Source organism: Pseudomonas sp. ok266 (genome assembly GCF_900110195.1).
Taxonomy (GTDB): Bacteria; Pseudomonadota; Gammaproteobacteria; order Pseudomonadales; family Pseudomonadaceae; genus Aquipseudomonas; species Aquipseudomonas neuropathica.
In genome coordinates this window covers 21,245-47,638 of the sequence record NZ_FOCU01000012.1, presented here as the reverse complement: position 1 = coordinate 47,638, position 26,394 = coordinate 21,245, and the positions used below count along the sequence as shown (strand labels likewise).

The following is a 26,394-nucleotide window of genomic DNA, read 5'->3' as shown; positions in this document are numbered from 1 at the left end:
AAAGCCGTGTCGAACAGACACTGCGAATCATGATGCTTATGCAATCTACGAAAACTCAGGGCTACCAAACCCGATCGCTGTTTTTCAGCGACCGACAGACGATAGAACCCGCGACCTAGACGCACAAGCCGGCGGATTCTGGCTTAGTCGTAGGTAACGGCGCAAGGCGTTGTAGGGTTTCGGTGGTTACTTGAGGCTTCATTTAAACAGTTGTGGTTTTTACTGTTTATTTCGGTCAGTGGTTGATGGGGTGAGTGGGCGGGCGTCTTCGCGAGCAAGCTCGCTCCCACAGGGGGGTTGTGGTGGATTTTGGAATTGTGGTGGTTGGGCTGGCGTCTTCGCTAGCAGGCTAGCTCCCACAGGGGTTTGTGGTTGGGTTGGGATTTGCTGTGGCTGGGCTGGCGTTATCGCGAGCAGGCTCACTCCTACAGGGGATTGTGTTCACTTGAGGTCGAGTAGGGTGTCTGGGAGGGTGCCGGAGAAAGTGGGTTCTACCGGGCCGCTCAGGGTTACGGAGCCTGAGCCATTCCAATGGACGGTGACGGGGCCGCCGTCGCATTCAACGTTGACGGTGTGGTCGAGCAGGCCTCGGCGGATGCCGTTGACGGCCGCGCCACATGAGCATGAGCCGGAGCCGAGCGGGATGGCGCCGTTGCGTTCCCAGATGCGCAGGCGGATGTGTTGGCGGTCGATGACTTGCACGAAGTGCACGTTGGTTTTGTGTGGAAACAGCGGATGTGTTTCGAGGCTTGGGCCGAGGGCGGTGATGTCGACGGTGCTGAGGTCATCGACGAAATAGGTGCAGTGCGGATTGCCCATGTTGCACACAGTTGGAGCGCCGGCGAGCGGTAGAAATAGCGTGTCGTGTTCTTGCGCCAGAGGGATGTCTTGCCAGTCGAACAACGGTTCGCCCATGTCGACGGCGATCAGTCCGCTGGGCGTGTGTTCGCAGGTGAGCAAGCCACGGTTTGTGCGCAGGGTGATCGAGGTTCGGCTGACTTCGCGCATCAACCTGTCCGCCACGCCACGGGTGGCGCTGCCACACACGTCGAGTGCTGAGCCGTCGGCGTTCCAGAACTCCACGCGCGCATCGGCGTCCTCGCAATTGAGTACTACGGCGAGCTGATTAAACCCGATGCCGCGGTGGCGATCGCCGAGGCGCCGAACCAGTTGGCTGGTGATCGGGTTAGCGTGGTTGCGCGCGTCGACCATGACGAAGTCGTCGCCGTTGGCGTGCATTTTATGGAAATCCAACGGCATTGATCGATCCTTGATGGAGTGAGTTTCGCGGTGATCTGGCCGGATTTTCGTCGCTTTTGCAAGGCAGGTTTGTGTAACGGTCCCGCGTCAGTAGCGGCTTCTCCCGACTATAAACAGGCAGTGCGATTATCGCGAAGAACTCTAAAGGACTGTCAGTTCTTACAGGTCATTTTTTGGGTGCGCGTGGCTAAGCTGGCCCGACTGAATACGTCCTGAGGAATTGATCATGAGCCGCAATCGTTATCTGTTGCCGCTGGGTTTTGTGTTGTCGGCAATGCTGCCTGCTGTAGCTGATGCCGGTGCCACCTGGACTTATCTTTATCTCGAAGCAAACTTTCGCTGTGATAACGGCGTCACTGCACAGGGATACAGCGTCTATGCAGTGGGCAATGTCGCGGAGTTGGGCAATTGGGATACGGAAAAGGCCGTTCTGCTCGGCTCTGCTGCCTATCCCTCCTGGTCCGCAAAAATAAAATTCACCAAAGCGAAGCCTGGTGATGTCATTGAATGGAAATGCATCATTCGCAACGAGAAACCTCCATACGATGTAAAAACCTGGCAGTCGGGACCTAACACTCAGGTGACCATGACGTTTAGTGCATCACTTCAGACTACCGGTCAATTCTGAATCACGAGTGTGCATGGCCAGGATTCACAAACCTTGGGGCTGGCCTCTGCTGCGCGTCATGTTGATCAGCGCTGAACGTCTACCACCCGGCGCCGGGCGCTCTTCGATGGAGAACGGGACGAAGCCAAGTTTTGGGTAAAGCAGCAGGCCTGCGGTGTTTTCGTTGAAGCAGGACAGTTGCACTTCCTTGGCCTGGTATTTTTCGAAACCCAGCGCGGTCATGGTTTCGACGATGTACCGCGCCACACCCTGGCCACGGGCATATGGCGCGACGATGACGTTGCCAATGCAGCAAATGCCATCGTGCTCAGCCCGGTAGAAATTGGCGAAGCCGACGAACTCGCCGTTGGCCAGAAAAGCCGTGGAGTCGAAGCGCTGGCTGATTGCGCTGTGCATCTGTTCTTCCGTCAGCGGGAAGTTGGCTTTCGGGAACATGAAGAACAGCTCTTGTTCGCCTTGGGGAAAGCTGCACAGGGTGTTGACGTCGTCGGCCGTCACGGGCCGGTGGGAGAAATTCATCGCTGCCCTGCCCTCACTTTTTACCCGCCAAATGATGCGCAACCAAGGCGTTGGCATGACCGTGGCCCATGCCGTGTTCCTCCTTGAGCCACGCCACCAGTTCCATGTGTTTCTTGTCGCTGATGCCGGCGAGCAGGCTCAGCCAGTGATCAATGGGCTGGCCGTATTTTTTCTCGATGGAGGGGAAGTATGACGCCGGGCCTTTTACCTTGTTGTCTTCGCTCATGTTGCAAGCTCCCTGTGGTCACGACGGAGGGTCGGCGGACGCTCCTTGTCGGCAGGTCATAGAGTGGACGCGAGAGACTATTCCGGCAAGTAGCCCGCCGATCAGTTCGGGCCAAACGGCACCCCTTATTTTTTCGATAGCGCTCTGAGTCGCTCTCTATCGGTCAGCCCATCGGTCCTGACGCTGGCGACAGTTGTGTGGTTTTTCTGCTGCGGCGAAAGGATCGGTTCGCCGGGGTATCGGTAATCGCTAAAGCCCTGCATGACTTTTTGGTCGATGGCACTGTTACCGCAACTTTGCCGCAAGGCAATCACTGGCACCAACGAGCCGGGGGTGTAAGTCAGTTCCAGTTGCACCGACTTGCGCTCGGGGGTCGACAGCTTTTCTTGCGCCAGGGCTTTCTCGATACCTTCAATCTTCTCCCTGATGCCGTACTGCACCCTATTGAGATAAACCTTGTTGTACTGCTGTTGTTGTTCGATCGTCATCACCACGCCCTTGGTGTGCAGGCGTTGGAGGTTGTCCCATGAGTCGGCTTTGAAATACAGCTTCAGCGCCCCCTGAAGGTCTTGCGGGCCGCCTTCGCCGTTCTCCAGATACTCGGCGACTTTGAGCTCCATTGCGGTATTGCCGGGTTCCGCGATAGAGCGCTCATAAAAGTCCCGGGCAGCCACCAGGTCGACCGGCCCGCCGACACCGGCTGCCGCCATATCGCCCAGTCGGCTGTAGACATTCGGCGCACGTCGGGCCACCGACTCATAGATGTCTTTGGCCTTCTCGATGTTTTTCGGCACGCCATGTCCCTGCTCGTACATCTCACCGAGGATCACCTTGCAGTTGGCGTTCTGGGTGCTGAGATAGCGGATTTCGTCAAACTGCTGCTCACTGATCGACGCTTGCTTGAAGTACGCCGCACAACGAAAGCCGGGGAACTCATCGTCCGCAAGATTGGTGCGATGGTGGGATTTGCAGCCCGCAACGAGGGCACTAAGCGCCAGTACAGCAACAACCTTGTTCATGAATGGCATCCGTTGAAATCGTGCAGATTTCATCGGCAGGCAGGCGCAAAACCTGAAGTGTTGGTTACTCGAAAACACCAGAAAAACCTGTGGGAGCGAGCCTGCTCGCGAAGGGGCCGTGTCAGCCAACATCATCAGACGCTGACACGCCGCTTTCGCGAGCAAGCTCGCTCCCACAGGGGTTGTAGTGGATCAGGGTTATTCGGTGCGGCCCGGCAGCATCCGCACCAGCGTGTTATCCCGCACCCAATAATGGTGAAACAACCCCGCCAGCGCGTGCAGCCCGATCAGCCAGTAACCCGCGCTGCCAATCAGTTCATGCCAGTACTTCAGTTGCTTGGCGAAGTCCGGATCGATGGCCACTGGCGCCGGGACGTGGAAGCCAAAGTACGGGAACGGTTTGTCGGCGGCGGCGAGCATCAGCCAGGCGAGGATCGGCGTGGCGATCATCAGCCCATAAAGCGCCAGGTGCATCAGGTGCGAGATGCCGGTCTGCCACGCCGGTGGTTTGGGGGTGATCGGCGGGCGTGGGCTGAGGCGGCCGAGCAGGCGGATCCACACGAGGGCGAAGATGCTCGCGCCGAACAGGCCGTGGAAGCCCATCAGCAAGCCGCGCGCTTCGCTGCCCTTGGGCATGTAGCCCTTGATTTCGACGCATGCGTAGACGCCAACGAACAGCGCCAGCATCAGCCAGTGCAGGGTGATTGAGAGTTTTCCATAACGGGTTACGGCGATGTCGCGGGTCATAAGCTGCGCCTCGTGATTGTCGTGAATGACAGTCGATTCGTTCGACCGTCTCGATCCGGTTGCCGGGCGAACCGACGGCGTTACCCTGCCCGCCCAGTCTTAAGAGAGTCTGAAGACAGACCCTCAGGTTAACCTTTTTTCACCTTCAGACTTCGTTAAGAAATGCCTCCGATACTCGCCTCAAACCTATTGAGGGAGGCGTTCTGCCCATGCCCGAATTTGATTGGAACATCCCCCTGCCCCTGCGCTTCGGTCAAGCCGAAACGCCGCAGATGACGTTGACCGGTGCCCGGCCCGACGATGCCCTGCGAGAGCCGTTCGAAGCCTTTATCCAGCAACGTTTTCGCAAGGCCCATGGCGCCGACATCCGTCATTTCATGCCTGAGCTGTTCGGCATGCACAACGGCGACGGCGAGTTGTGCGCCGTGGCCGGGGTGCGTCGCGCGCATCTCGAACCACTGTTTCTCGAGCGCTATCTGGATGAGCCGATCGAGCCGTTGATCAGCGCGGCGGCAGATCGCCCGGTCGAGCGCAGCGCCATCGTCGAAGTCGGCAACCTCGCCGCCAGCGACACGGGCAGCGCGCGCCTGAGCATCATCGCCATCACCTACCTGCTGGCCATGGGCGGCCTGGAATGGGTGACGTTCACCGGCAACATCGGCCTGGTCAACAGCTTCCATCGTTTAGGTTTGAAGCCAGTGACATTGTGCGCCGCTGACCCGGAACGATTGGGTGACGAGCGTCAACACTGGGGCAGTTATTACGAAAGTAAACCTTGGGTGCACGTCGGCAACATCCGCGCCGGGTTCATCCATTTGCGCAATATCGGCCTGTTTACCCGCCTGGGTTTGCCGAGTTCGATTGAAGGAGCCTGTCATGTCGCTTGAACTGCAACGCTTCCAGGAAACCCTGCGCGACCATGCCCGGCGCAATGACAACGCGACAGCCCTGTGGGGCGACACGTTGAAACTCGATTACGCCACGCTGTACGCCGAGGTGCTCTATCGCCAGGAGCGCCTGCGCGATGAGCAAGCGCAGGTGATTGCGCTGGCGTTGGACAACGGCGTCGACGCGATGCTCTGGGATCTGGCCGTGCTGTTCGAAGGCCTGACCTGCGTGACGCTGCCGCCGTTTTTCAGTGCGGCGCAACGCGCTCATTGTCTGCAACAGAGCCAGGCCGAACGGGTGATCGCCGAGCCGGAGCTGGGCGCCGAATTGCTCGCGGCTGGCTATGAACAACGTGGCGAGTTCTGGTGCCGCGCGTTCAGCGGCCCCAGTCGCATGCCGGCCGGTACCGCGAAACTCACTTTCACGTCCGGCACCACCGGCACGCCGAAAGGTGTGTGCCTGAGCGCCGACAGCCTGCTGCGGGTGGCGCGGGAGCTGGATCAGGCCAGCGAAGCGACCGGCCCGCAGCATCATCTGGCGCTGTTGCCGTTGGCGATCCTGTTGGAGAACCTCGGCTGTTACGCCGCGCTGTATGCCGGCGCCACGCTCAGTTTGCCGAGCCAGAAAACCCTCGGCATTCAAGGCGCCAGTGGCGTCGAGATTCCGCGCCTGCTCGGTTATCTGGCCAGCCGTGCGCCGGAGAGCCTGATCCTGGTGCCGCAGTTGCTGCTGTTGCTGGTCAGCGCCGCCGAACAGAAAGCCTTCGACCCGCAAACCCTGCGCTTTGCCGCTGTCGGCGGTGCGCGGGTCTCGGAGGATCTGCTGCACCGCGCGCAACGGGTCGGGCTGCCGGTTTATGAAGGTTACGGCTTGTCCGAATGCGCTTCGGTGGTGTGCCTCAATCGTCCCGGCGCACGCCGCCCCGGCAGCGTCGGCCGACCGTTGCCGCATGTTGAAGTGCGCCTGGCCGAGGACGGCGAAGTACTGATCAAGGGTTCGACGTTGCTCGGTTATCTGGGCGACGCGCCGTACGCCGAGGAATGGTGGCCGAGCGGCGATCTGGGCGAGTTCGACCCGGAAGGTTTTCTCTATCTCAAGGGCCGCAAGAAGCACCAGTTCGTCACCAGTTATGGGCGCAACGTCAACCCGGAATGGGTCGAGTCCGAGCTGACCCAGCGTCGCCACATTGCCCAGGCGTTCGTTTACGGCGAGGCCTTGCCGCGCAATCACGCACTGCTCTGGCCACATCGTCCGGACTGCACCGATGCCGAACTGGCCGCTGCCGTCGCCGAAGCCAACGAGGCTTTGCCCGATTACGCCCAGGTGCATCAGTGGATGCGCCTGTCGCAACCCTTCACCGCCGCCAATGGCTTGCTCACCGCCAATGGCCGCCCGCGCCGCGACGCCATCGTCGCGCAGTACCGCTGCCAATTGACCGAATCCGCTGTTTCCGAGGAGTCCGCATCATGAGTTTTTTTGACACCCTGCAAGAAGCCACACAACAGGAACGCCACGAACTGTTCAACCTGCCGATCATCGTCGATGCCCTGCAAGGCAAGGTCAGCCTCGACAGTTATCGGGCGTTTCTCGCGCAAGCGTATTACCACGTGCGCCACACCGTGCCGCTGATGATGGCCTGCGGCGCGCGGCTGCCGACGCGTCTGGAATGGCTGCGCAAAGCGGTGGCCGAGTACATCGAGGACGAATACGGCCACGAGCACTGGGTGCTCAACGACATCGCCGCGTGTGGCGGTGATCGTGATGCGGTGCGCGACGGTCAGCCGTCGTTGTCGATCGAGCTGATGGTCAGCTTCCTTTACGACCTGATCGCCCGGGGCAATCCGGTCGGTCTGTTCGGCATGGTAAACGTGCTCGAAGGCACCAGCATCGCCCTGGCCACCCACGCGGCGGGCAGCATTCGCGAGCGTCTGGCGTTGCCGGAAACGGCGTTCAGTTACCTGAGTTCCCACGGTTCGCTCGATATCGAGCACATGCAAACCTATCGGCGCCTGATGAATCAGTTGGAAGACCCTGCCGATCAGGCCGCCGTGATCCATGCCTCGAAAGTCGTTTATCGCCTTTACACCGACATGTTCCGTGGCTTGCCGCGTGACGCGGAGGCTCAATATGCAGCTGCGTGATGCGCGGGTGGTGTTGACCGGTGCCAGTGGCGGCATCGGCCTGGCCATCGCCGAAACCTTGTGCGCCGCCGGTGCCCACGTGCTGGCGGTGGCGCGGCATCAAGAGGCACTGGCGCCGCTGCTCAAGCGCTACCCCGAGTCATTGTGCTGGGTCGGCGCCGACCTGACCTTCCTCAGTGATCGGCGTAAAGTGCTGGTCGCCGCCGAAGCCATCGGCGGCATCAACCTGCTGATCAACGCCGCCGGGGTCAATCACTTCGCCATGCTCGAACAGCTGGATGACAGCGACATCAATGCGATGCTGGCGGTAAACATCAGTGCGCCGATGTGCCTGACCAAACTGCTGTTGCCGCTGCTCAAGCAGGCCGACAGCGCGATGGTGGTCAACGTCGGTTCGACCTATGGCTCGATCGGCTACCCGGGTTACGCCAGTTATTGCGCGACCAAATTCGCTTTGCGCGGGTTTTCCGAGGCGCTGCGCCGAGAGCTGGCCGACACCCGCGTCAGCGTGCTGTACGTCGCGCCCCGCGCCACGCGCACCTCGATGAACAGCGCCGCCGCGCAAGCGTTGAACGATGCGCTAAAGGCCAACGTCGACGATCCGCAAACCGTGGCCTCGGCGGTGATCCATGCGATTGCCGGTGATCGTCGCGATCTCTACCTGGGCTGGCCGGAACGCTTCTTCGTCCGCCTGAACAATCTGCTGCCGCATCTGGTGGATCGAGGCCTGCGCAAGCAGTTGCCGCTGATCCGCCGCCTCAGTGAAAAACCTGACAACGAGTCGCCAAAGCCATGAAAAAACTATCCGCATGCCTGTTGCTCGCTGCCCTGAGTCAAAGCGTCTGGGCGCTGGAACCGGCCGACCAGAAACGCCTGGAGGGCATCCAGCAGAGCTGGGCGCACATCCAATATGAGGTGGCGGAAAAACAGCGCGCCGCCGCGTTCGAGCAGTTGGCCAGCGAAACCAACGCGTTCACCACGCAGCGCCCGGCGGTGGCCGAAGCGTGGATCTGGAAAGGCATCGTCACCAGCAGTTGGGCCGGTGCCGAAGGTGGACTCGGCGCACTGGGCAAAGCCAAGGACGCCAAGGCCGATCTGGAAAAATCCCTGACCCTCGACCCCAAAGCCCTGCAAGGCTCGGCCTACACCAGCCTCGCCGCGCTGTATGACCGCGTGCCGGGCTGGCCCATCGGTTTCGGCGACAGCGACAAGGCCGAGCAACTGTTCAAGCAAGCCTTGCAACTCAACCCCACCGGCATCGACAGTCTGTACTTCTGGGGCGATCACCTCTACCGTCAGAAGCGCTACGCTGAAGCCAAAGCAGCGCTGCTCAAAGCCCAGCAAGCGCCGCCGCGTCCGGGCCGGGAAAGTGCCGATGCCGGGCGCCGCAAAGAGATCGCCGCCCTGCTGGTGGACGTGAACAAGAAACTCGACTGACAGGAGTCCGCGTGCGTTTATTACTGGTTGAGGATGATGTGGCGCTGGGTGAAGGCATTCATCAGGCGCTGGGCCGCGAGGGTTACACCGTCGACTGGCTCAAGGATGGCAGCAGTGCGTTGCATGCGCTGCTCAGCGAAACCTTCGATGTCGCTGTGCTCGATCTCGGTCTGCCGCGCATGGACGGCCTGCAAGTGCTGCGCCGCCTGCGCGACAGCGGTTCGAATCTGCCGGTGCTGATTCTGACCGCCCGCGACGCCACCGAAGATCGCATCGCCGGGCTCGACGCCGGGGCCGACGACTACCTGATCAAACCGTTCGACCTGGACGAGCTCAAGGCACGCCTGCGCGCCCTGTTGCGGCGCAGTGCCGGGCGCGCCCAGGCGTTGATCGAGCATGCCGGCATCAGCCTTAACCCCGGCACCCAGCAAGTCAGCTATCAGGGCCAGCCTGTGGCCCTGACGCCCAAGGAATATCAGTTGCTCCACGAACTGCTGTCGCCACCGGGCCGGGTGATGACCCGCGATCAACTGATGCAACTGCTTTATGGCTGGAACGAAGAAGCCGAAAGCAACACCCTCGAAGTGCACATCCACCACCTGCGCAAGAAGTTTTCCACCGACCTGATCCGCACCATTCGCGGTGTGGGTTATCTGGTGGAGGAGCGTCGATGACCTCGATCCGCCGCCGCACGCTGACTCTGATTATCGGCCTGTTGCTGGCCGGCCTCGCAGTCCTCAGCACCTTCAACCTGCACGACAGCAATCACGAAATCGCCGAGGTCTACGACGCGCAATTGGCGCAGAACGCGCGCCTGCTGCAAGGCGTGATGCGCATGCCCCTGGCCAGCAAACAGCACGCCGAACTGTACCAGGCGTTCAACTCGGCGCTGGGCGAAGCGGTGCCGCGCGGCGACGGTCATCCTTACGAACGCAAAATCGCCTTTCAGGTGTGGAATCCTGCCGGTGATGTGTTGGTGCACACCGCCAGCGCACCGTCCTTCAAGGCACCACCGACGCAGCCCGGCTTCAGCGATGTAGTGGACCTGAACAATCGTCACTGGCGCGCCTTTCTCCTCGAAGACACGCAAAACAACCTGCGCATCTGGGTCGGTGAGCGCGACGATGTGCGCGCAGATTTGGTCGACCGCATCGTCCGTCACACGCTGTGGCCGAACGTGATCGGCAGCCTGCTGCTGGCGGCGATGGTCTGGCTGGCCATCGGCTGGGGCCTCAAGCCGTTGGCGAACATGGCCGAGACCCTGCGCGCCCGCCACAGCGGTTCGCTGGAACCGTTGCAACTGGCGCCGCTGCCCAGTGAGCTGGAACCGATGCAGGCGGCGCTCAACCGTATGCTCGCGCAAATTCAGGAAGTGCTTGGCCGAGAACGGCGCTTTATCGCCGATGCCGCCCACGAAATGCGCACGCCGCTGGCGGTGCTGCGGGTGCATGCGCAGAACCTGCAGGAGGCTGGCACCGAACAGGAGCGCCGCGAATCGCTGGCGTTTCTGATCGCCGGGGTCGACCGCACCAGTCGCCTGGTCAACCAGTTGCTGACCATGGCGCGCCTGGAACCGAAACCCAACCCGCCGCCGCTGCAACCCATCGACCTCAGCGAAACCGTGCGCAACAGCCTGGTGCAATTGACGCCATGGTTGCTGAGCAAACACCTGGAACTGGCCTTTGAAGACAGCGCCCAGCCGTTCAACATCATGGCCAGTCCCGGCACGATCGACATTGCCCTGAACAACCTGATCACCAACGCTGCGAACTTCTCCCCCGAACACGGCGTGATCACCGTGCTGCTCAGCCAGGCCGATGGGTTTTATCACTTGAGCGTTGAAGATCAGGGGCCGGGCATTGATGAAGCGGACCGGGCGCGCTTGTTCGAACGTTTCTACAGTCGCGGCAATGCCCAGGGTGCGGGGCTGGGGCTGACCATCGTCAACACCATCGCCACGCGATTGAGCGGGCGAATCACTCTGGTCAATCGTGCCGAAGGTGGCCTGCGCGCAACGTTGTCGATCCCCGACGGGCAACCGCGCACCGTTGGGCAACGCAGCACTCGCGAGCCGCCGCAGATTTGAGTCTGATTACGACGCCAGGAGCGCCATCACCCGGTAAAAACAGTGGCCGCACGTCGTAATCTGATCCAGATCAGTTCCCGGGGCAAACATCGGCGTAGAACAGAGTTAGCGCACGCCCCTGCGCGTTGCTCGTTCAGCCCCGATGGAGGCTCATCTCATGCTCACTGTCAAAGACCACAATGACCGCGCGGCGCCGGCCTATGCCGCGCACCCCGGTGAATACTGGATCGAGTCGCTCAAGGATGGTCGCCACGTCTTGATCCGCGCACTGGCAGCCAAGGATCGCGAACGCGAATACGCGTTCATCAAACGCTTGTCGCCCGAGTCCCGACACCTGCGTTTTCTCGCGCAGATCAGTGAGCCCGGCACCGCGTTGCTCGATCAGTTGATGGACGTCGACTGCAAGCAACGCGCGGCCTTCATTGCACTGGCTCACGAAAATGGTCAATTGATCGAGATCGGTGTCAGCCGCTACGCCGCCACTGGCGAACAGGATTGTGAGTGCGCGGTGACGGTCGCCGATGAGTGGATGCATCTGGGCCTGGCCACGCTGCTGATGGAACACCTGATCAAGACCGCCCGGCACAACGGTTTCAAGCATCTGTATTCGGTGGATTCGGCCAGCAACACGGCCATGCGCGACCTCGCCCGATCACTGGGCTTTGAAACCCACAGCGATCCTGACGATGCCCACCAGGTCATTCATCGCCTGAGTCTGTAGTGCCATTCCTGCGCCCCGTACCCGCCAAAGGTGCGGAGCGAGGCGCCCGCCGTTGCCGCACGTGAACGCAGCAGACCCTCGTTGCGGGACGGCCTCAGATCGAACGCTGGTTGACCCGTGCCATCAGTTGCTCGGCGCTTTCCTTGCGCTCGGAATAACGGTCAACCAGATGCGCCTGTTGATCGCGCAGCAGCACGGTGAACTTCACCAGTTCTTCCATCACATCGACCACACGATCGTAGAACGGCGACGCCTTCATCCGCCCGGCGTCGTCGAACTCCATGTAGGCCTTCGGCACCGAGGATTGGTTGGGGATGGTGAACATGCGCATCCAGCGCCCCAACACACGCAACTGGTTGACCACGTTGAACGACTGCGAGCCACCGCAGACTTGCATTACGGCCAGGGTTTTACCCTGAGTCGGGCGCACGGCGCCGAGTTCCAGCGGGATCCAGTCGATCTGCGCCTTGAACACGGCGGACATCGCGCCGTGCCGCTCTGGCGAACACCAGACCTGACCTTCCGACCACAGCACCAGCTCGCGCAGTTCCTGCACCTTGGGATGGTCGACCGGAGCGTCGTCGGGCAGCGGCAGGCCGGACGGATTGAAGATCCGCGTTTCGGCACCGAAGTGTTCAAGCAGGCGCGCGGCCTCCTCGACCAGCAGACGGCTGAACGAGCGTTCGCGGGTCGAGCCGTAGAGCAGAAGGATGCGCGGTTTGTGTTCGCCCAAAGGGGACGCTCCTTCGAACAGCGAATGATCAAGATGGGGCAGGTGTTCTGACATATGTCCTCCAGCTCAGAGAGAGCCGATACGATCCAGCTCACGCTGGAGATCAGCGCGGCTGAGTGCTTTAAATGGCAGGCCGAGAAAGGTCGCGCAGCGCCGTTCGATGATCGCCAGCGTGGCAGCAAACGCCGCGTCCACGGCGACATCGTCGCCGATCACATCCGAGGGATCTGCCAGGCCCCAATGGGCTTTGAGCGCGGGGCCGAAGTACACCGGGCAGCTCTCACCTGCGGCCTTGTCACAGACGGTGATGACAATGTCTGGCGGATTGTCTTCGAACGCGTCATTGCCCTTGCTGGATAAACCATCGATGGCAATGCCAGCCTTTTGCAGCGTCGACAGGCTGCGTGGCAACACTTGGCCTTTGGGGAAACTTCCGGAACTCACGGCCTCGAATCCGGGGCGCGCCAGATGATTGAACATGGCTTCGGACAGGATGCTGCGGCAGCTGTTGGCCGTGCACATAAACAGGACTCGCATGTTTTCTCTTTCCTCAGCAGCAGGCAGCTTCGCGAACCGGACGCCCGTCCATGTTCTGCAGGCGGGCGGCGTTGTCCTTGAGCCAATCGACGTTGGCTTTGGACGTCACTTGCAGGATTTCGCGAACCCACGCAGGAAGATCAGGGTTGAGGCGGTAATAGACCCACTGGCCCTGACGGCGATCAAGCAGCAAACCATTGCTGCGCAGTTGCGCGAGGTGGCGGCTGATTTTTGGCTGACTGTCGCCGAGTGCGCACATCAGTTCGCAGACGCAGAGTTCACCTTGATCGGCGATGAGCAGCATGGCGCGGACGCGGGTTTCGTCGGCGAGGCTCTTGAAGACTTCGGTGGGGGTGATCATGGAACGTGCTCATCACATACGGAAATTCGAATATACGGATATCCATATATAAATCAACTTTGAATTTGTCGCCCTCCCTGTAGGAGTGAGCCTGCTCGCGATAGCGGTATGTCTGTGAGTCAGATGTCGACTGGCACACCGCTATCGCGAGCAGGCTCACTCCTACAAAGGATCTACGGTTGGCGGGACTGTCCGCGTAACAACCCCTGCTCCGCCTCACACAACCCCACCACATAATCCCAGACCACTCGCAGCCGCACCGACTTGTGCAACTCGCGCCGGGTGCTGATCCAGTAGCTGCGCTCGATGCTTTCATCCGGCAGCAACGGCACCAGATCGGGATCCGACTCGGCCATGTAGCAAGGCAGCACTGCAATGCCCAATCCCGACCGCGCCGCTTCCTGCTGAGCAATAACGCTGGTGCTATGGAACACAACCCGAGGGCTGCGGCAGAAGCTGTTGAGAAACATCAATTCCTGGCTGAACAGCAAATCATCGACATAACCGATCCACGCATGCCGCCCAAGGTCCTCGCGGCTGTGCAGGGGCGGGGCTTTATCGAGATAGCGCTGGCTGGCGTACAGCGCCAAGCGATAGTCCGTGAGCTTGCGCGTGACCAGCATGTCCGCCGCCGGGCGCTCCAGATGGATGCTGATTTCCGCCTCACGGTTGAGGATGCTGACGAAGCGCGGCACGGCGACCAGTTCCACTTCCAATCCCGGATAGCGTTCGAACAAGCTGATCATGCGACTGGCGAGAAACTTGATGCCCAGCCCTTCGGTGACGCCGACACGAATCTTGCCCAGCGGCGCAGTGGATTGGGTGATTTCTTCCTGCGCCAGCAACGCAACGTTTTCCATCGCCTCAGCATGCTTAAGCAGCGCCTCCCCCGCCGGGGTCATTTCGTAGCCTTGGGCGTGCTGGACGAACAGCGCGGTGCCGAGGCTTTTTTCGATGGCTTCGATATGGCGGGCAACAGTGGCGTGGGTGGTGTTGAGGCGGCGGGCGGCGGTGAGCAGGCGGCCGCTGCGTTGCAGCTCGAGAAAAAACCGCAGGTCGTTCCAGTCGAACATGGCGTGTCCTTGTCGGCTATGGTCAATGCAGGCTGTTTAAAAACGCACAGCGGCTGCGCAAAAACTAACATTCTTTTAACGAAAGCTAACAACTAGAGTGTCCGACAATAAAAACAAAAAGCGAGGTCAGGGAATGCAGACTTCCCTTGATGAATACGACTACATCGTGGTCGGCGCCGGCCCTGCCGGGTGTTTGCTGGCCAATCGACTGTCGGCGGATCCGCAGCAGCGCGTGCTGTTGCTCGAAGCCGGCGGGCGCGACAACTATGCGTGGATTCACATTCCTGTCGGTTACCTGTTCTGCATCGGTAACCCGCGCACCGACTGGTGCTTCAAGACTGAACAACAACCGGGCCTCAACGGCCGCGCGCTGAGCTATCCGCGCGGCAAAGTGCTGGGCGGTTGCTCGTCCATCAACGGCATGATCTACATGCGCGGCCAGGCCAACGACTACGATGGCTGGGCGGCCGAGGGCAATCCGGGCTGGGCCTGGAATGACGTGTTACCGCTGTTCAAACAGAGCGAAAACCACTTTGCCGGTGCGGCTGAATTCCACGGTGCCAAGGGTGAATGGCGGGTCGAACAACAGCGCCTGTCGTGGCCGATTCTGGATGCGTTTCGCAGTGCGGCTGAGCAAAGCGGCATCGCCAGCATCGACGACTTCAATCAGGGCGACAACGAGGGTTGCGGCTACTTCCAGGTCAATCAGAAATCCGGCGTACGCTGGAACGCGGCGAAGGCGTTTTTGAAACCAGTACGCGAACGGACGAATCTGACGGTGCTGACCGGGGTTGAGGTGGATCGGGTGCTGCTGGAGGACGGACGCGCCTCGAAGGTCAGTGCGCGTCACGAAGGTCAAATCAAACAGTTCAAGGCACGCAAGGAGATCGTCCTGTGCGCCGGCGCGGTCGGTTCGCCGAGCATTCTGCAGCGTTCCGGAATCGGTCCGCGGCCGCTGCTCGAACGCTTGGGCATCGGCGTGATTCATGAGCTGCCGGGCGTTGGCGGCAACCTGCAGGATCACCTGCAACTGCGCCTGATCTACAAACTGGAAAACGCGCGAACGCTGAACCAGATCGCCGGCAGCGTCTGGGGCAAGATGGGCATGGGCCTGCGCTATCTGTATGACCGCAGTGGGCCGCTGTCGATGGCGCCGAGTCAGTTGGGAGCGTTTGCGCGTTCGGGGCCGGAGCAGACTTCGGCGAATCTGGAATATCACGTGCAACCGCTGTCCCTGGAGCGTTTTGGCGAGCCGTTGCACAGCTTTCCGGCGTTTACCGCTTCGGTGTGCGATCTGCGTCCGCAGAGTCGTGGACGCATCGATATTCGTTCGGCGGATCCACAGGAAGCGCCGCTGATTCAACCCAATTATCTAAGCCATCCCGAAGACCTGCGCGTGGCAGCAGATGCCATCCGCCTGACCCGCCGCATCGTCAGTGCCCCGGCCCTGCGCGCATTCAAACCGGTGGAATATCTGCCCGGCGCCAGCCTGCAAAGTGACGAAGAATTGCAGCAAGCGGCGGCGAAGATCGGCACGACGATTTTCCACCCGGTCGGCACCTGCCGCATGGGCAATGACGGCGATGCGGTGGTCGATGCGCAGCTGCGCGTGCACGGTGTACCCGGTTTGCGCATCGCTGATGCTTCAATCATGCCGCGCATCACCTCGGGCAATACGTGTTCGCCTACGCTGATGATTGCGGAAAAGGCTGCTCAACTGATCCGCAATTCCAAAGCCACAAACACCGTACCTGTGGGAGCGAGCTTGCTCGCGAAAGCGGTAGATCATTCAACATAGAGGTTGACTGACAGGACGCCTTCGCGAGCAAGCTCGCTCCCACAGGGACTTGCATCCCATTCAAGGTTCGCGCATCACCCGGACACGCAACACCAGTGGAACAACAAAAACAATCACTGTGAGGGATACCGATATGTCAGAACACGTTCAGCCGCTGGACGCCGTGCGCAGCGCGGAGACCAGCCCGGATACACGCAAAGTCATCTTCGCTTCCTCACTGGGGACGGTGTTCGAGTGGTATGACTTTTTCCTCTACGGCGCCCTCGCGGCGGTGATCAGCAAACAGTTTTTCGCCGGGGTCAACGACACCACGGCGTTCATCTTTGCGCTGATGGCCTTCGCCGCCGGCTTTATCGTGCGGCCGTTCGGGGCGCTGGTGTTCGGTCGGTTGGGGGACATGATCGGGCGCAAATACACCTTTCTGGCGACGATCATTCTGATGGGCGTGGCGACCTTCTGCGTCGGCCTGCTGCCGACCTACGCCAGCATCGGCATCGCCGCGCCGATCATTCTGGTGCTACTGCGCATGCTCCAGGGTCTAGCGCTCGGGGGTGAATACGGCGGCGCAGCAACTTACGTTGCCGAACACGCGCCAATCGGCAAGCGCGGTTTCCACACCAGCTGGATTCAGTCCACCGCCACTCTCGGCCTGTTGCTGTCGCTGCTGGTGGTGCTCGGTTGCCGCTACTTCACCGGCGATCAGTTTGAAGTCTGGGGCTGGCGGATTCCGTTCCTGCTGTCGATCGTGCTGCTGGGCATTTCCACCTGGATCCGCCTGAGTCTGCATGAGTCCCCGGCCTATCTGAAAATGAAAGAGGAAGGCAAAACCTCGAAAGCGCCGATCCGCGAATCCTTCGGCAAATGGGAAAACCTCAAGGTCGTGTTGATCGCCCTGTTCAGCATCAACGCCGGGCAAGCCGTGACCTTCTACGCGGCGCAGTTCTACGTACTGTTCTTCCTCACCCAGTTCCTGAAAATGGACCCGGCGGTGGCCAACACCTTGCTGATCATCAGTGTGGTGATCGGCGCGCCGTTCTTCATCTTTTTCGGCTGGCTGTCGGACAAGGTCGGCCGTAAACCGGTGCTGATGCTCGGCTTGCTGCTGGCCACGGCGCTGTATTTCCCGATCTTCAAATCCCTCGCGCACTACGCCAACCCGGCGATCGATCAGGCCAGCCGTCAGGCACCGATCACCGTGCTGGCGGATCCGGCGACTTGCACCTTCCAGTTCGATCCGGTGGGCAAAGCCAAATTCGACAGCCCGTGCGACAAGGTCAAAACCTTCCTGGTCAAACAGGGCCTGCCCTACTCCAGCGCCGCTGCGCCTGCTGGCAGCGCCGTACAAGTGAGCGTCGGCGACGTCAAACTCGATGGCTTCGACGAGGCCGCACTGCGCGGCGCGATCACCCTCGCCGGCTACCCGCAACAGGCCGATTTGCAGCAGATCAACAAGCCGATGATCGTCGCCCTGATCGTGGCGCTGATCATCATCTCGGCCATGTGCTACGGCCCGCTCGCGGCGCTGATGGTCGAACTGTTCCCGACGCGTATTCGCTACACCTCGATGTCGCTGCCGTACCACATTGGCAACGGCTGGTTTGGCGGGTTCCTGCCGACAGTGTCGTTCGCGCTGGTGGTGTACACCGGGGACATCTTTTATGGGCTGTGGTATCCGGTGTTGATTACCGGGGTGAGCCTGGTGGTGGGGATGATCTGTTTGCGTGAGACGAAAAATATCGATCTCGACAAGAACTGAAACTCAACCAGGCAACTCAATCGGCGAGGGCTTTTACCCTCGCCGTTTTTTTTTGCTCAGGCATCAGCCTTGATCACTTCGAATTTCACCTGATCGGGATAAAACGCCACGTAGTCCTTGATCGGCCCGACCGAGATTTTCGGCTTCTCATAAGTCCACACCGCGTTCGCCCCTTCATGCCCCGGCACTTGCAGACTGAAGTAATTGGCGTCGCCCTTGTACGGGCAATAACTGGTGTGGTCGGTGCGGGCGAAGTACTTTTCGTCGATGTCTTCGCGGGGGACGTAATAGACCGGCGGGTAGTTGGCTTCGTTGAGGATCAGTACGTGGGACGAGGCGGCGACCTGGATGCCGTGGAATTTCACTATCAGGCAGCCGGGAAGTTGTTCGAGGGCAATGACGGGACTAGGGCCGGAGCTTTTCATGGGGTTCTCCTGAATACGGCGAAGAGACCGGTTCAGGTATAGCTCATTGGTTCTGGTTGGGGTGGGTTTGCAGCTGAACGGCCCCATCAACTTCAAAAGCCCCTCACCCCAGCCCTCTCCCCGAGGGAGAGGGAGCCTACCTAGGTGTCTTTAGTTCTACATCGACCTGAACGTGCGGTTTCGATTATGGATTCAAAGCCAATCGTTCAAGTCGGTGAGTTTCGCCAATATCCCCCAATCAGTCCCCTCTCCCCCTGGGAGAGGGTTAGGGTGAGGGCCGCTCTCCAGGCATCACGCAACGATATCAGCCGCCACCGCTTGCCCAACCACACCCACAGCAAAGTCCACCGCCCCCTGCCCCGTCATGTCAACCATCAAACTGGTCTGATTGGTCTGCGCGAAGTAAGTCAGAATCGCATCGCCCGCATGCCCGGTGAAGCCACTGACAAAATTCAACGACGCCGCGCCCGTGGCGAAACCGGCGATGCCCGACAGGTCGATCTTGTCCAGGCCGCTGGTGAAATCCATGATCCAGTCCGGTGCGGTCATGTTCGAATCGCTGGCAGCGCCGAACACGAAGGTGTCTGCCCCCTCGCCGCCCCACAACGTATCGCCACCGCCACCACCGTAGATAATGTCGTTGCCGGCACCGCCGACCAGATCGTTGGCGGCCGCATTACCCATCAGCAGGTCATTGCCCGAACCGCCCAGCGCATTCTCCACGGTCACCCCGTAAGCAACGGAAACGTTGCCGACCAAGCCACCAACATCGGAGAACGAACCTTCATTGAGGTTGATCTTCTGGTTCTGACTGAAGCCGGAGAAGTCCAGCGTATCGTTGCCGCCGCCGTCCCACACCGAGAACACCACTTTGGAGGACGCCGAAGTAGCGCTGTAAAAATCGCGCTCGGCAGTGGAATTGAAACCGTACGTGGTGTCATCGGCACGGGTAGCGTAGTTGGCTCCATACAATTTTTGCACCGCGACAATATCGTCGAGCAACGGCGCCGAGGCGTACGCGCCGCTGCCGTCCTTGCTGAAATTCTGATCGGTATTGGCTTCGCTCCAGTAGCTCATCAGGCTGTAGCCACGGGTGTCTTCGGCGTACTTGGCGTCGTTATAGGTCGGGTTGCCGTTGCCAGCGTTGTAGGCGCCCGGGTGCGACAGGCCGAGGGTGTGACCGATCTCGTGGGTCAGGGTCTGGCGCCCGTAGTTGTTGGTGTCCGGGGTCTTGTTGACCTGATATTGATCGTTGATCAGGTACCACGACTGGCCGTCATAGCCACCGCCGCTGGGCAGGTAAGCGAAAGCCGCACCACCGGTGCTGACGTCGTAGTTGCCAAACGTCATGTGGCCATCGCCGCCCTTGCCTTCAGTGAAGGTGACATTGGCGACATCAGCCCAGGATTGCATGGCCAGCACGGCCTGGGCCTTTTGCTGGGCGCTGAACTCGCTGAAGTTGCCCAGTTTGACGTTGTAATTCGCCGGTTTGTCGGTCAGAAAGCTGTAGCTGAGGTCGATCTTGCCATCAGCATTCTTGTCGCCCCACGACAGGCCTTTGCGCAGGATTTCATCAGCGGCCTGGTCAGCGGTAAATGAGGGTTTGCCGTTGACCAGGCCGACGCCACGGTCATACAGGTGGCTGAAAGCATCGACCTGGTCGAAGGCGCTGGTGGTTTTGGATTTGGCTTGAGCCATGATGGACTTCCTTGTTTCTGAGTAGTCAGTGTCGACAGACCACGGCGATCTTCTGGCGAGATCGTCCTGTCACTCGCGTGTTTGAATCGCTGAAAAACCTGACACAGGTGTAAACCGCAGGCTAATCAATTTCTCGATAGCCCGGGCTGCGTCCCTGTATTACCCGTCATGTGCTGCAATGCTTTTTATCTGTATATCCATACAGATAAAAGTTGCCGCTGACGCCAAGTCCGGCCATTCTGTGCACCTGTGCGGACCTTGATCGACGTGGGTGGTTATGCGGTTGTACCTCTGTGAAAAACCTTCTCAGGCCAAAGACATTGCGGCCGTGCTCGGCGCCAGGCGTCGGGGCGACGGCTGCTGGCTGGGAACAGACGTCACGGTAACCTGGTGCATCGGCCACTTGCTCGAAACCGCCCCGCCGGATGCCTATGACGCCCGCTACAAGCGCTGGGTCCTGGCCGATCTGCCGATCATTCCGGACAAGTGGAAAATGACCGTCAAGCCGCGCACCGCCAGCCAGTACAAAGCGGTCAAACGCCTGCTCGGCGAGGCCAGCGAGCTGATCATCGCCACCGACGCCGACCGTGAGGGCGAGATGATCGCCCGGGAACTGGTCGAGCACTGTCGCTATCGCGGGCCGATCCGGCGTTTGTGGCTGTCGGCGCTGGACGAAGCTTCGATCCGCAAAGCCTTGGCGGCACTGAAGCCGGGGGCCGAAACCTTCAGCCTGTATCACTCGGCGCTGGGCCGCTCGCGGGCGGATTGGCTGATTGGCATGAACATGAGTCGACTGTTTACGCTGCTCGGTCGTCAATCGGGTTATCAAGGCGTGTTGCCGGTAGGCCGGGTGCAGACGCCGACCTTGCGCCTGGTGGTGGATCGCGACCGCAGCATCGCCGATTTCGTGCCAGTGCCATTCTGGGCGATCGATGTTGATCTGCTGCACAACGGCATACCGTTTACTGCGCAGTGGCGTGCGCCGTCGGATGCCTGTGACGATCAGGATCGCTGCCTGAATCAGGCGTTGGCCCAGCAAGCGGCGGCTGCGATCAGCAGCGCTGCCAGTGCCCGGGTGGTCAAGCTGAAAACCGAGCGCATGCGCGAGGTGGCGCCCCTGCCCTTCGATCTCGGCACCTTGCAGGAAGTCTGCTCGAAGAAACTCGGCCTCGGCGCGCAGGAAACCCTCGACATCGCCCAGGCTCTCTACGAAACCTACAAAGTCGTCACGTATCCACGCAGTGATTGCGGTTATTTGCCGCTGAGCCAGCACAGCGAGGCGCCGGGGATTCTCGCCGCGTTGCGGCAGGCCGATCCGGGCCTTGAGGCGCTCAACGGGTTTCTGGAGCCGCAACGCAAATCCCGCGCGTGGAACGACGCCAAGGTCAGCGCGCACCACGGCATCATTCCCACCGCAGCGGCGAAAAATCTTGAACGCCTGACCGGCAAACACCGCGCGGTCTACACGCTGATCCGCGCGCGCTATCTGGCGCAGTTCCTGCCCAATCACGAATACGATCGCACCCAGGCCGATTTCGATTGCGCTGGTGAAGCGTTGCGTGCGGTCGGCAAGCAGATCATCGAACCGGGCTGGAAACGCGCACTGCCCGAGGCGCTGGCAGCGGCCAAGGGCCGCGAAGCACCGGTACCGCAAACCTTGCCGGCACTGACGCAAGGCGTTGAGTGCGCGGTGGCTGACGTCAAGTTCAAGGATCTGTGGACGCAACCGCCCAAACCCTACACCGAAGGCGATCTGATCAAGGCGATGAAAAACGTCGCCAAACTGGTGGAAGATCCGCTGCTCAAACAGAAGCTCAAGGACACCACCGGGATCGGCACAGAAGCGACCCGCGCCTCGATCATTCAGGGCTTGCTTGACCGCGGCTATCTGGTGAAAAACGGCAAAGCCCTCGCCGCTACCCCGGCGGCGTTCAGCCTGATCGACGCGGTGCCCCGCGCAATTGCCGACCCCGGCACCACAGCCATCTGGGAGCAGGCGCTGGACATGGTGCAAAGTGGCGAAATGAGTCTGGAAGAGTTCGTCACCAAACAGGCGGCGTGGATGAGCAAACAGGTGACGCGCTGTTCCAGTCTCAGCCTGACCATCAGCGGCCCGCCACCAGCCGGTAAAGCGGCGGCCCCGTGGAAGAAAAAACGCAAATCGACCCGTAGCAAAACCACGGGTACGACAAAACGCACAGCGAAACCGTCAGGCAAATAAAACCCGCTAGTGTTTCTGCAAGGCTCAGCACTTTCAGGAACTCGGCGCATGGCCAATATCGAACTGCACCCCGCCCAGCGCGATGAGCTGGATATCGTCGAAAACCTCATGCAGTTCTACATGTACGACTTCAGCGAGTGGCTGCCACTGAAGCTCGCCGAGCACGGCTTTTTCTCGATCCAGCCGAAAATCGACTACTGGCGCCATCCGGCCACCCAACCGTTCCTGATTCGCGTCAATGGCGAACTCGCCGGTTTCGTGACCGTCGATAACGAAATCCACATCGCCGGGGCCGAACACAACATCGGCTATTTCTTCATCGCCCGACGCTTTCGTGGCCAAGGCGTCGCGCAGTTTGTCGTCTCTGCCCTCTTGAGCCGCATCCCCGGTCAATGGCAGATTTTCCATATCGACGCCAACCTGCCGGCACAGCACTTCTGGGCTGGGCTCATCCCGCAATTGAGCGGCGGCGATTTCACCCGCCAGCAGCGCGAAGTGGACGGTTATCCGTGCACTTTCTACGTGCTGAATACGCCTTTTTCCGTCGCCTGAACGGATTCTTTCTCATTCCAAAACAGCTTTGTCCGACAATATGTAGTGAACAAAAATAATCACTACAAAACCGTTGACGGCGTCGTTTTGCTTTTGCATGATGAAGACGTTCCCCGATCGGGAACATCGGTAACACGCTTGAGCAAACTCGTCTGACCGCCGAGTTGTTTTTTCCGGATACACGCTGCCCACAAGGCAGATTGAAGAAGCTGACCTGGCCTGAACGTCCAGTACAAGGACGAGAAGCGCTGGCGAAAATTCTCAAGACGCTTGTGGCTGACACGGTAAATGTCGTCAAGGAGCCTCCCGGTTTTCGCTGCTTCTCCTCGTTGTGACGCTATTGCGTAGCAGTTATTCAACACGACTACATGCAACAGATGCACGACCCCGTACTTCACACGGGCGAGCGCTGACGTCCTGGTTTCGGTGCCAGGGATCAACTAACCGATGGGCTACCTGTATTAGCGAATCAACTTTGAAAGATCACCAGACTGGTCAAGGGGCAATATCATGAATCTGAACAATCAACCTACTATCGAAGAACTGGCTCGTATGTTCGCTGCGCAGAAAGACAGCCATGACAGCCATATTCTCTGGATCAGCAAGTCGGGTCAGGTGCATATCGACTGCCTGGCTACCCATGCTGACGAAGACGAGTTCGACCGCAACCATCAGAACCTGCTGGCCCGCCTGAAGATGTACCGCCGCGGCCACGGTTATGTTGGCAAGAAAGCCGCGGCCGACAAGGACTTCATCGGTAATGTTCTGCAAACGCTGAAACAGGCGTGGGATTCGATGCAGAATAAGAATGAAGTTCGGGTGATTGATCGGTTCTGCTGAGTTAGTCATTAAATAATTGAAAGGCCTGCTTCCTTAAAGGAAGCAGGCCTTTTTTTGTTCGCTTGCATTGATTTGGCGTGACTGGAATTGTGGCCCCTCACCCCAGCCCTCTCCCGAGGGAGAGGGAGCCGATCGAGTTGTATAAAATCATCCGTCAACCGGACACACCGAGTTGATTATGGATTCAGCAAAACACTTTCAGGTCGGCGTATTACTCCAGCATCCCTCGGTCAGTCCCCTCTCCCTCAGGGAGAGGGTTAGGGTGAGGGGCTTCCCATGTCCAACACCAATTCCACAAACGCCACCGCCGCCGCACTGTGATAATTATTGCGCCGCCGCAACAACGCCGCTCCACGCTGCGGCGCCTCGCTCTCCACGCGCAACCGACGCAATGCCCGATCCTCCGTCGCAATCGCCTGCGGCAGCATCGTCGCCAGCGGCGAATGACGCACCACTTCCAGCAACGTACTCACCGAATTCACCTCGATCCGCACCTGCGGCGTAATCCCGTGTTGGCGAAAATACTCATCCACCGATAACCGCGTGATGAAGTCCGGCGCCAGCAAGGCAAAATCCAGTGAAGCGATATCTTCCGGCGCCAGTACTGCGTGGCTGTCATACAAAGGATGCTCACGCCCGACCATGATCCCCAGCGTTTCGGTAAACGCCGGAATGCATTCGATGTCGGCATTGCGCACCGGCGTAAACGCAATCGCAATATCCAGCGAGTCATCTGCCAGCCCCGCCTCGATGTCGTCCATCGACAGCTCGAAAATCTGTAAATGAATGCCCGGATAGCGCGCGGCAAAATCGCGCACCAACGGGCCGACCAGATAAGCCATGAACGTCGGTGTCATCGCCAGACGCAACGTCCCGCGAGACAAATCCTTCACGTCATGCAACGCGCGCTTGCCCGCCTCCAGCTCCACCAACACACGTCGCGCGCATTCGATGTAGGCCTCGCCAGCATCGGTGGGTTTGACCGTCCGCGAGGTGCGATCAAACAGATTGACCCCCAGTGTCTCTTCCAGTTGGCGAATCTGCTGCGACAGGGTTGGCTGTGAAACATGCAACGCCTCGGCGGCACGGGTAAAGCCGCCGTGATCGGCAACGGCCAGCAGGTAACGCAAATGTCGCAGCAGCATGGGAATACCATCTATAGGCAGGGCTTATGCGAAGCATTGTATATCGGTCTTGGACGCTATGGATGAATCGGAAGAAGATCAATCCCACACAGCAAGCCAACCCCTGAAAGGAGTGACACCATGCAACAGTCCCACGCCTACAACGATACCAGCCTGGCCCTGACCACCCGCATTCTCGACGCCAAGGCACGCAAAGATCTGTCGTGGCAGGATCTCGCCGATGACACCGGCCTGAGCCTGGCGTACGTCACCGCTGCCCTGCTCGGTCAGCACCCGCTGCCGGAAAACGCCGCCCAAGTGGTCGGTGACAAGCTGGAACTGAGCGCTGAAGACGTCGCGGCGATGCAGATCATCCCGCTGCGTGGCAGCCTCAGCGGTGTGCCGACCGACCCGACCATCTACCGCTTCCACGAGATGATCCAGATCTACGGCACCACCCTCAAAGCCCTGGTTCACGAGCAGTTCGGCGACGGCATCATCAGCGCGATCAACTTCAAGCTCGACATCAAGAAAGTCGAAGACCCGGAAGGCGGCTCCCGCGCGGTGGTCACCCTCGACGGCAAGTTCCTGCCCCTGCGTCCGTTCTGATCCGCACCGGCCCGCACCCTGCGTGCGGGCCAACCCACCCCAAATGGTTACCCGTCACCACTGCGTCTGGAGGCTGCACCATGCAAAAAATTCTACTGATCCTGGCCCTGCTCGGCGGCTTTTCCGTCCAGGCATCTGCCGCTGACGAAGCCGTCGCCTATCGCTACGGCATGCAACTGGATATCGCCCAAGTGCTGAACATTACTCCGGTCGCCGATGTGTGTGGCGTGGTGCCGGTGGAGATGACGTATCTGGACAGCCACGGCGGCAAGCACATTCTTCAATACAGCGAATTCGGCAGCGGTTGCTCGAACTGAGAGGACAACACCATGAAAAACCTGATTGATGGCTTCCTGAAATTCCAGAACGAAGCGTTTCCGCAACGTACCGAACTGTTCAAACACCTGGCGACCACGCAACAGCCCGGCACGTTGTTCATCACCTGTTCCGACAGCCGTGTAGTGCCGGAACTGCTGACCCAACAAGAGCCCGGCGAGCTGTTCGTCATCCGTAATGCCGGCAATATTGTGCCGTCCTACAGCCCGCATCCGGGCGGGGTTTCGGCGACGGTGGAATACGCGGTGGCGGTGCTCGGCGTGACCGACATTGTGATCTGCGGCCATTCGGACTGCGGCGCGATGACTGCGATCGCGAAGTGCAAATGCATGGATCACCTGCCCGCCGTCAGCGGCTGGCTGCAGCATGCCGAGTCGGCGAAAGTGGTTAACGAATCACGACCGCATGCCAATGACGCGGCGAAATTGAGTTCGATGGTGCGCGAAAACGTGATCGCGCAACTGGCGAATATCCAGACCCACCCAAGTGTGCGTCTGGCTCAGGAGAAAGGCCTGCTGAATCTGCATGGCTGGGTGTATGACATCGAGACCGGCTCGATCGATGCGCTGTCCGCCGACCGCCGCACGTTTGTGCCGCTGGCCGAGCAACCAGCGACTTGCGCGATCCATGCACAAACCACCCACGCCGCCTGAGCAACT

Annotated in this window: 29 protein-coding genes; 17 read left to right on the top strand and 12 right to left on the bottom strand. The window is 60.0% G+C overall.

All coding sequences use genetic code 11. From position 1 onward, the window contains the following. Positions 1-441 precede the first annotated feature (441 nt). The gene (dapF, locus tag BMY54_RS21870) at positions 442-1,260 is read right to left on the bottom strand and encodes a diaminopimelate epimerase (RefSeq protein ID WP_093437209.1); all 819 of its coding nucleotides are present in this window, start codon (positions 1,258-1,260) and stop codon (positions 442-444) included. A 226-nt stretch (positions 1,261-1,486) separates the two neighbouring features. Here dapF and BMY54_RS21865 point away from each other — a divergent pair, with 226 nt between their 5' ends. Next, complete coding sequence (locus tag BMY54_RS21865; protein ID WP_093437206.1) at positions 1,487-1,888, top strand: carbohydrate-binding module family 20 domain-containing protein; 402 nt, start codon at positions 1,487-1,489, stop codon at positions 1,886-1,888. A gap of 24 nt (positions 1,889-1,912) precedes the next feature. Here BMY54_RS21865 and BMY54_RS21860 read toward each other — a convergent pair whose 3' ends face one another. The 4 genes from BMY54_RS21860 to BMY54_RS21845 all read right to left on the bottom strand — a co-directional run bounded on the left by BMY54_RS21860 (position 1,913) and on the right by BMY54_RS21845 (position 4,399). After that, positions 1,913-2,407, bottom strand: a complete 495-nt coding sequence (locus BMY54_RS21860; RefSeq protein ID WP_093437202.1) for a GNAT family N-acetyltransferase — start codon at positions 2,405-2,407, stop codon at positions 1,913-1,915. A gap of 13 nt (positions 2,408-2,420) precedes the next feature. Continuing rightward, a complete protein-coding gene (locus tag BMY54_RS21855; RefSeq protein ID WP_093437198.1) occupies positions 2,421-2,633 on the bottom strand; it encodes a DUF4287 domain-containing protein in 213 nt (70 codons plus the stop codon). A 125-nt stretch (positions 2,634-2,758) separates the two neighbouring features. Further along, positions 2,759-3,652: a tetratricopeptide repeat protein gene (locus BMY54_RS21850; RefSeq protein ID WP_093437194.1), complete on the bottom strand. Its 894-nt coding sequence runs from the start codon at positions 3,650-3,652 to the stop codon at positions 2,759-2,761. A 198-nt stretch (positions 3,653-3,850) separates the two neighbouring features. Beyond that, a complete protein-coding gene (locus tag BMY54_RS21845; protein WP_093437191.1) occupies positions 3,851-4,399 on the bottom strand; it encodes a cytochrome b in 549 nt (182 codons plus the stop codon). 209 nt (positions 4,400-4,608) lie between these two features. On the opposite strand from BMY54_RS21845, the gene BMY54_RS21840 reads away from it, so the two are divergent. From BMY54_RS21840 to BMY54_RS21805, 8 genes are all read left to right on the top strand, one after another. Next, positions 4,609-5,286 carry a thermostable hemolysin gene (locus BMY54_RS21840; RefSeq protein WP_077573368.1) on the top strand — a complete coding sequence of 226 codons (678 nt, stop codon included), beginning with the start codon at positions 4,609-4,611 and terminating at the stop codon, positions 5,284-5,286. Further along, positions 5,276-6,757, top strand: a complete 1,482-nt coding sequence (locus BMY54_RS21835; protein WP_093437188.1) for an AMP-binding protein — start codon at positions 5,276-5,278, stop codon at positions 6,755-6,757. Before BMY54_RS21840 ends, BMY54_RS21835 begins: the two co-directional genes overlap by 11 nt. Then, positions 6,754-7,428 carry an iron-containing redox enzyme family protein gene (locus tag BMY54_RS21830; RefSeq protein ID WP_093437183.1) on the top strand — a complete coding sequence of 225 codons (675 nt, stop codon included), beginning with the start codon at positions 6,754-6,756 and terminating at the stop codon, positions 7,426-7,428. The genes BMY54_RS21835 and BMY54_RS21830 overlap by 4 nt, the downstream gene beginning before the upstream one ends. Next, positions 7,415-8,224 carry an SDR family oxidoreductase gene (locus BMY54_RS21825; protein WP_093437179.1) on the top strand — a complete coding sequence of 270 codons (810 nt, stop codon included), beginning with the start codon at positions 7,415-7,417 and terminating at the stop codon, positions 8,222-8,224. The genes BMY54_RS21830 and BMY54_RS21825 overlap by 14 nt, the downstream gene beginning before the upstream one ends. Continuing rightward, on the top strand, positions 8,221-8,865 hold the full coding sequence (locus tag BMY54_RS21820) for a tetratricopeptide repeat protein (RefSeq protein WP_093437174.1): 645 nt from the start codon (positions 8,221-8,223) through the stop codon (positions 8,863-8,865). Before BMY54_RS21825 ends, BMY54_RS21820 begins: the two co-directional genes overlap by 4 nt. 11 nt (positions 8,866-8,876) lie before the next feature. Further along, the gene (locus BMY54_RS21815) at positions 8,877-9,539 is read left to right on the top strand and encodes a response regulator (RefSeq protein WP_007910671.1); all 663 of its coding nucleotides are present in this window, start codon (positions 8,877-8,879) and stop codon (positions 9,537-9,539) included. Continuing rightward, a complete protein-coding gene (locus BMY54_RS21810; protein ID WP_093437169.1) occupies positions 9,536-10,951 on the top strand; it encodes an ATP-binding protein in 1,416 nt (471 codons plus the stop codon). Before BMY54_RS21815 ends, BMY54_RS21810 begins: the two co-directional genes overlap by 4 nt. A 157-nt stretch (positions 10,952-11,108) precedes the next feature. Then, positions 11,109-11,672 (top strand): GNAT family N-acetyltransferase, encoded by a 564-nt coding sequence (locus tag BMY54_RS21805; protein ID WP_093437165.1) that lies wholly within the window; start codon positions 11,109-11,111, stop codon positions 11,670-11,672. Between the two features lie 94 nt (positions 11,673-11,766). Here BMY54_RS21805 and arsH read toward each other — a convergent pair whose 3' ends face one another. The 4 genes from arsH to BMY54_RS21785 form a co-directional block, all read right to left on the bottom strand. After that, a complete protein-coding gene (arsH, locus tag BMY54_RS21800; RefSeq protein ID WP_093437161.1) occupies positions 11,767-12,459 on the bottom strand; it encodes an arsenical resistance protein ArsH in 693 nt (230 codons plus the stop codon). Between the two features lie 12 nt (positions 12,460-12,471). Further along, a complete protein-coding gene (locus BMY54_RS21795; protein WP_093437157.1) occupies positions 12,472-12,942 on the bottom strand; it encodes an arsenate reductase ArsC in 471 nt (156 codons plus the stop codon). Between the two features lie 13 nt (positions 12,943-12,955). Next, positions 12,956-13,303 (bottom strand): metalloregulator ArsR/SmtB family transcription factor, encoded by a 348-nt coding sequence (locus tag BMY54_RS21790; RefSeq protein WP_093437154.1) that lies wholly within the window; start codon positions 13,301-13,303, stop codon positions 12,956-12,958. A gap of 173 nt (positions 13,304-13,476) precedes the next feature. Then, a complete protein-coding gene (locus BMY54_RS21785) occupies positions 13,477-14,376 on the bottom strand; it encodes a LysR family transcriptional regulator (RefSeq protein WP_093437151.1) in 900 nt (299 codons plus the stop codon). 133 nt (positions 14,377-14,509) lie between these two features. Between BMY54_RS21785 and BMY54_RS21780 the strand changes: the two genes are divergently transcribed. Continuing rightward, positions 14,510-16,174, top strand: coding sequence for a GMC family oxidoreductase (locus BMY54_RS21780; protein ID WP_093437147.1), 1,665 nt, complete (start codon positions 14,510-14,512; stop codon positions 16,172-16,174). Between the two features lie 133 nt (positions 16,175-16,307). Continuing rightward, on the top strand, positions 16,308-17,930 hold the full coding sequence (locus tag BMY54_RS21775) for an MFS transporter (protein ID WP_016982967.1): 1,623 nt from the start codon (positions 16,308-16,310) through the stop codon (positions 17,928-17,930). 56 nt (positions 17,931-17,986) lie between these two features. Here the strand turns inward: BMY54_RS21775 and BMY54_RS21770 are convergent, their stop codons facing one another. Both BMY54_RS21770 and BMY54_RS21765 read right to left on the bottom strand, forming a co-directional pair. Beyond that, positions 17,987-18,355 carry a DUF427 domain-containing protein gene (locus tag BMY54_RS21770; protein ID WP_093437143.1) on the bottom strand — a complete coding sequence of 123 codons (369 nt, stop codon included), beginning with the start codon at positions 18,353-18,355 and terminating at the stop codon, positions 17,987-17,989. Positions 18,356-18,646: 291 nt separating this feature from the next. Continuing rightward, the gene (locus BMY54_RS21765; protein WP_093437138.1) at positions 18,647-20,053 is read right to left on the bottom strand and encodes a serralysin family metalloprotease; all 1,407 of its coding nucleotides are present in this window, start codon (positions 20,051-20,053) and stop codon (positions 18,647-18,649) included. A gap of 277 nt (positions 20,054-20,330) precedes the next feature. On the opposite strand from BMY54_RS21765, the gene BMY54_RS21760 reads away from it, so the two are divergent. The 3 genes from BMY54_RS21760 (at position 20,331) to BMY54_RS21750 (ending at position 23,666) form a co-directional block, all read left to right on the top strand. Continuing rightward, entirely contained in the window at positions 20,331-22,274 is a 1,944-nt protein-coding gene (locus BMY54_RS21760; RefSeq protein WP_093437133.1) for a DNA topoisomerase III, read from the top strand. A gap of 48 nt (positions 22,275-22,322) precedes the next feature. Continuing rightward, entirely contained in the window at positions 22,323-22,826 is a 504-nt protein-coding gene (locus BMY54_RS21755) for a GNAT family N-acetyltransferase (protein ID WP_093437129.1), read from the top strand. Between the two features lie 510 nt (positions 22,827-23,336). Continuing rightward, complete coding sequence (locus BMY54_RS21750; protein WP_093437124.1) at positions 23,337-23,666, top strand: hypothetical protein; 330 nt, start codon at positions 23,337-23,339, stop codon at positions 23,664-23,666. A gap of 257 nt (positions 23,667-23,923) precedes the next feature. On the opposite strand, the gene cynR is transcribed toward BMY54_RS21750, so the two are convergent. Further along, positions 23,924-24,811, bottom strand: coding sequence for a transcriptional regulator CynR (cynR, locus tag BMY54_RS21745; protein WP_093437119.1), 888 nt, complete (start codon positions 24,809-24,811; stop codon positions 23,924-23,926). Between the two features lie 120 nt (positions 24,812-24,931). Between cynR and cynS the strand changes: the two genes are divergently transcribed. The 3 genes from cynS (at position 24,932) to BMY54_RS21730 (ending at position 26,388) form a co-directional block, all read left to right on the top strand. Continuing rightward, on the top strand, positions 24,932-25,399 hold the full coding sequence (gene cynS, locus BMY54_RS21740) for a cyanase (RefSeq protein ID WP_093437115.1): 468 nt from the start codon (positions 24,932-24,934) through the stop codon (positions 25,397-25,399). A gap of 80 nt (positions 25,400-25,479) precedes the next feature. Continuing rightward, the gene (locus BMY54_RS21735) at positions 25,480-25,716 is read left to right on the top strand and encodes a DUF2790 domain-containing protein (RefSeq protein ID WP_093437110.1); all 237 of its coding nucleotides are present in this window, start codon (positions 25,480-25,482) and stop codon (positions 25,714-25,716) included. A gap of 12 nt (positions 25,717-25,728) precedes the next feature. After that, positions 25,729-26,388, top strand: a complete 660-nt coding sequence (locus BMY54_RS21730) for a carbonic anhydrase (RefSeq protein ID WP_093437106.1) — start codon at positions 25,729-25,731, stop codon at positions 26,386-26,388. Positions 26,389-26,394 lie beyond the last annotated feature (6 nt).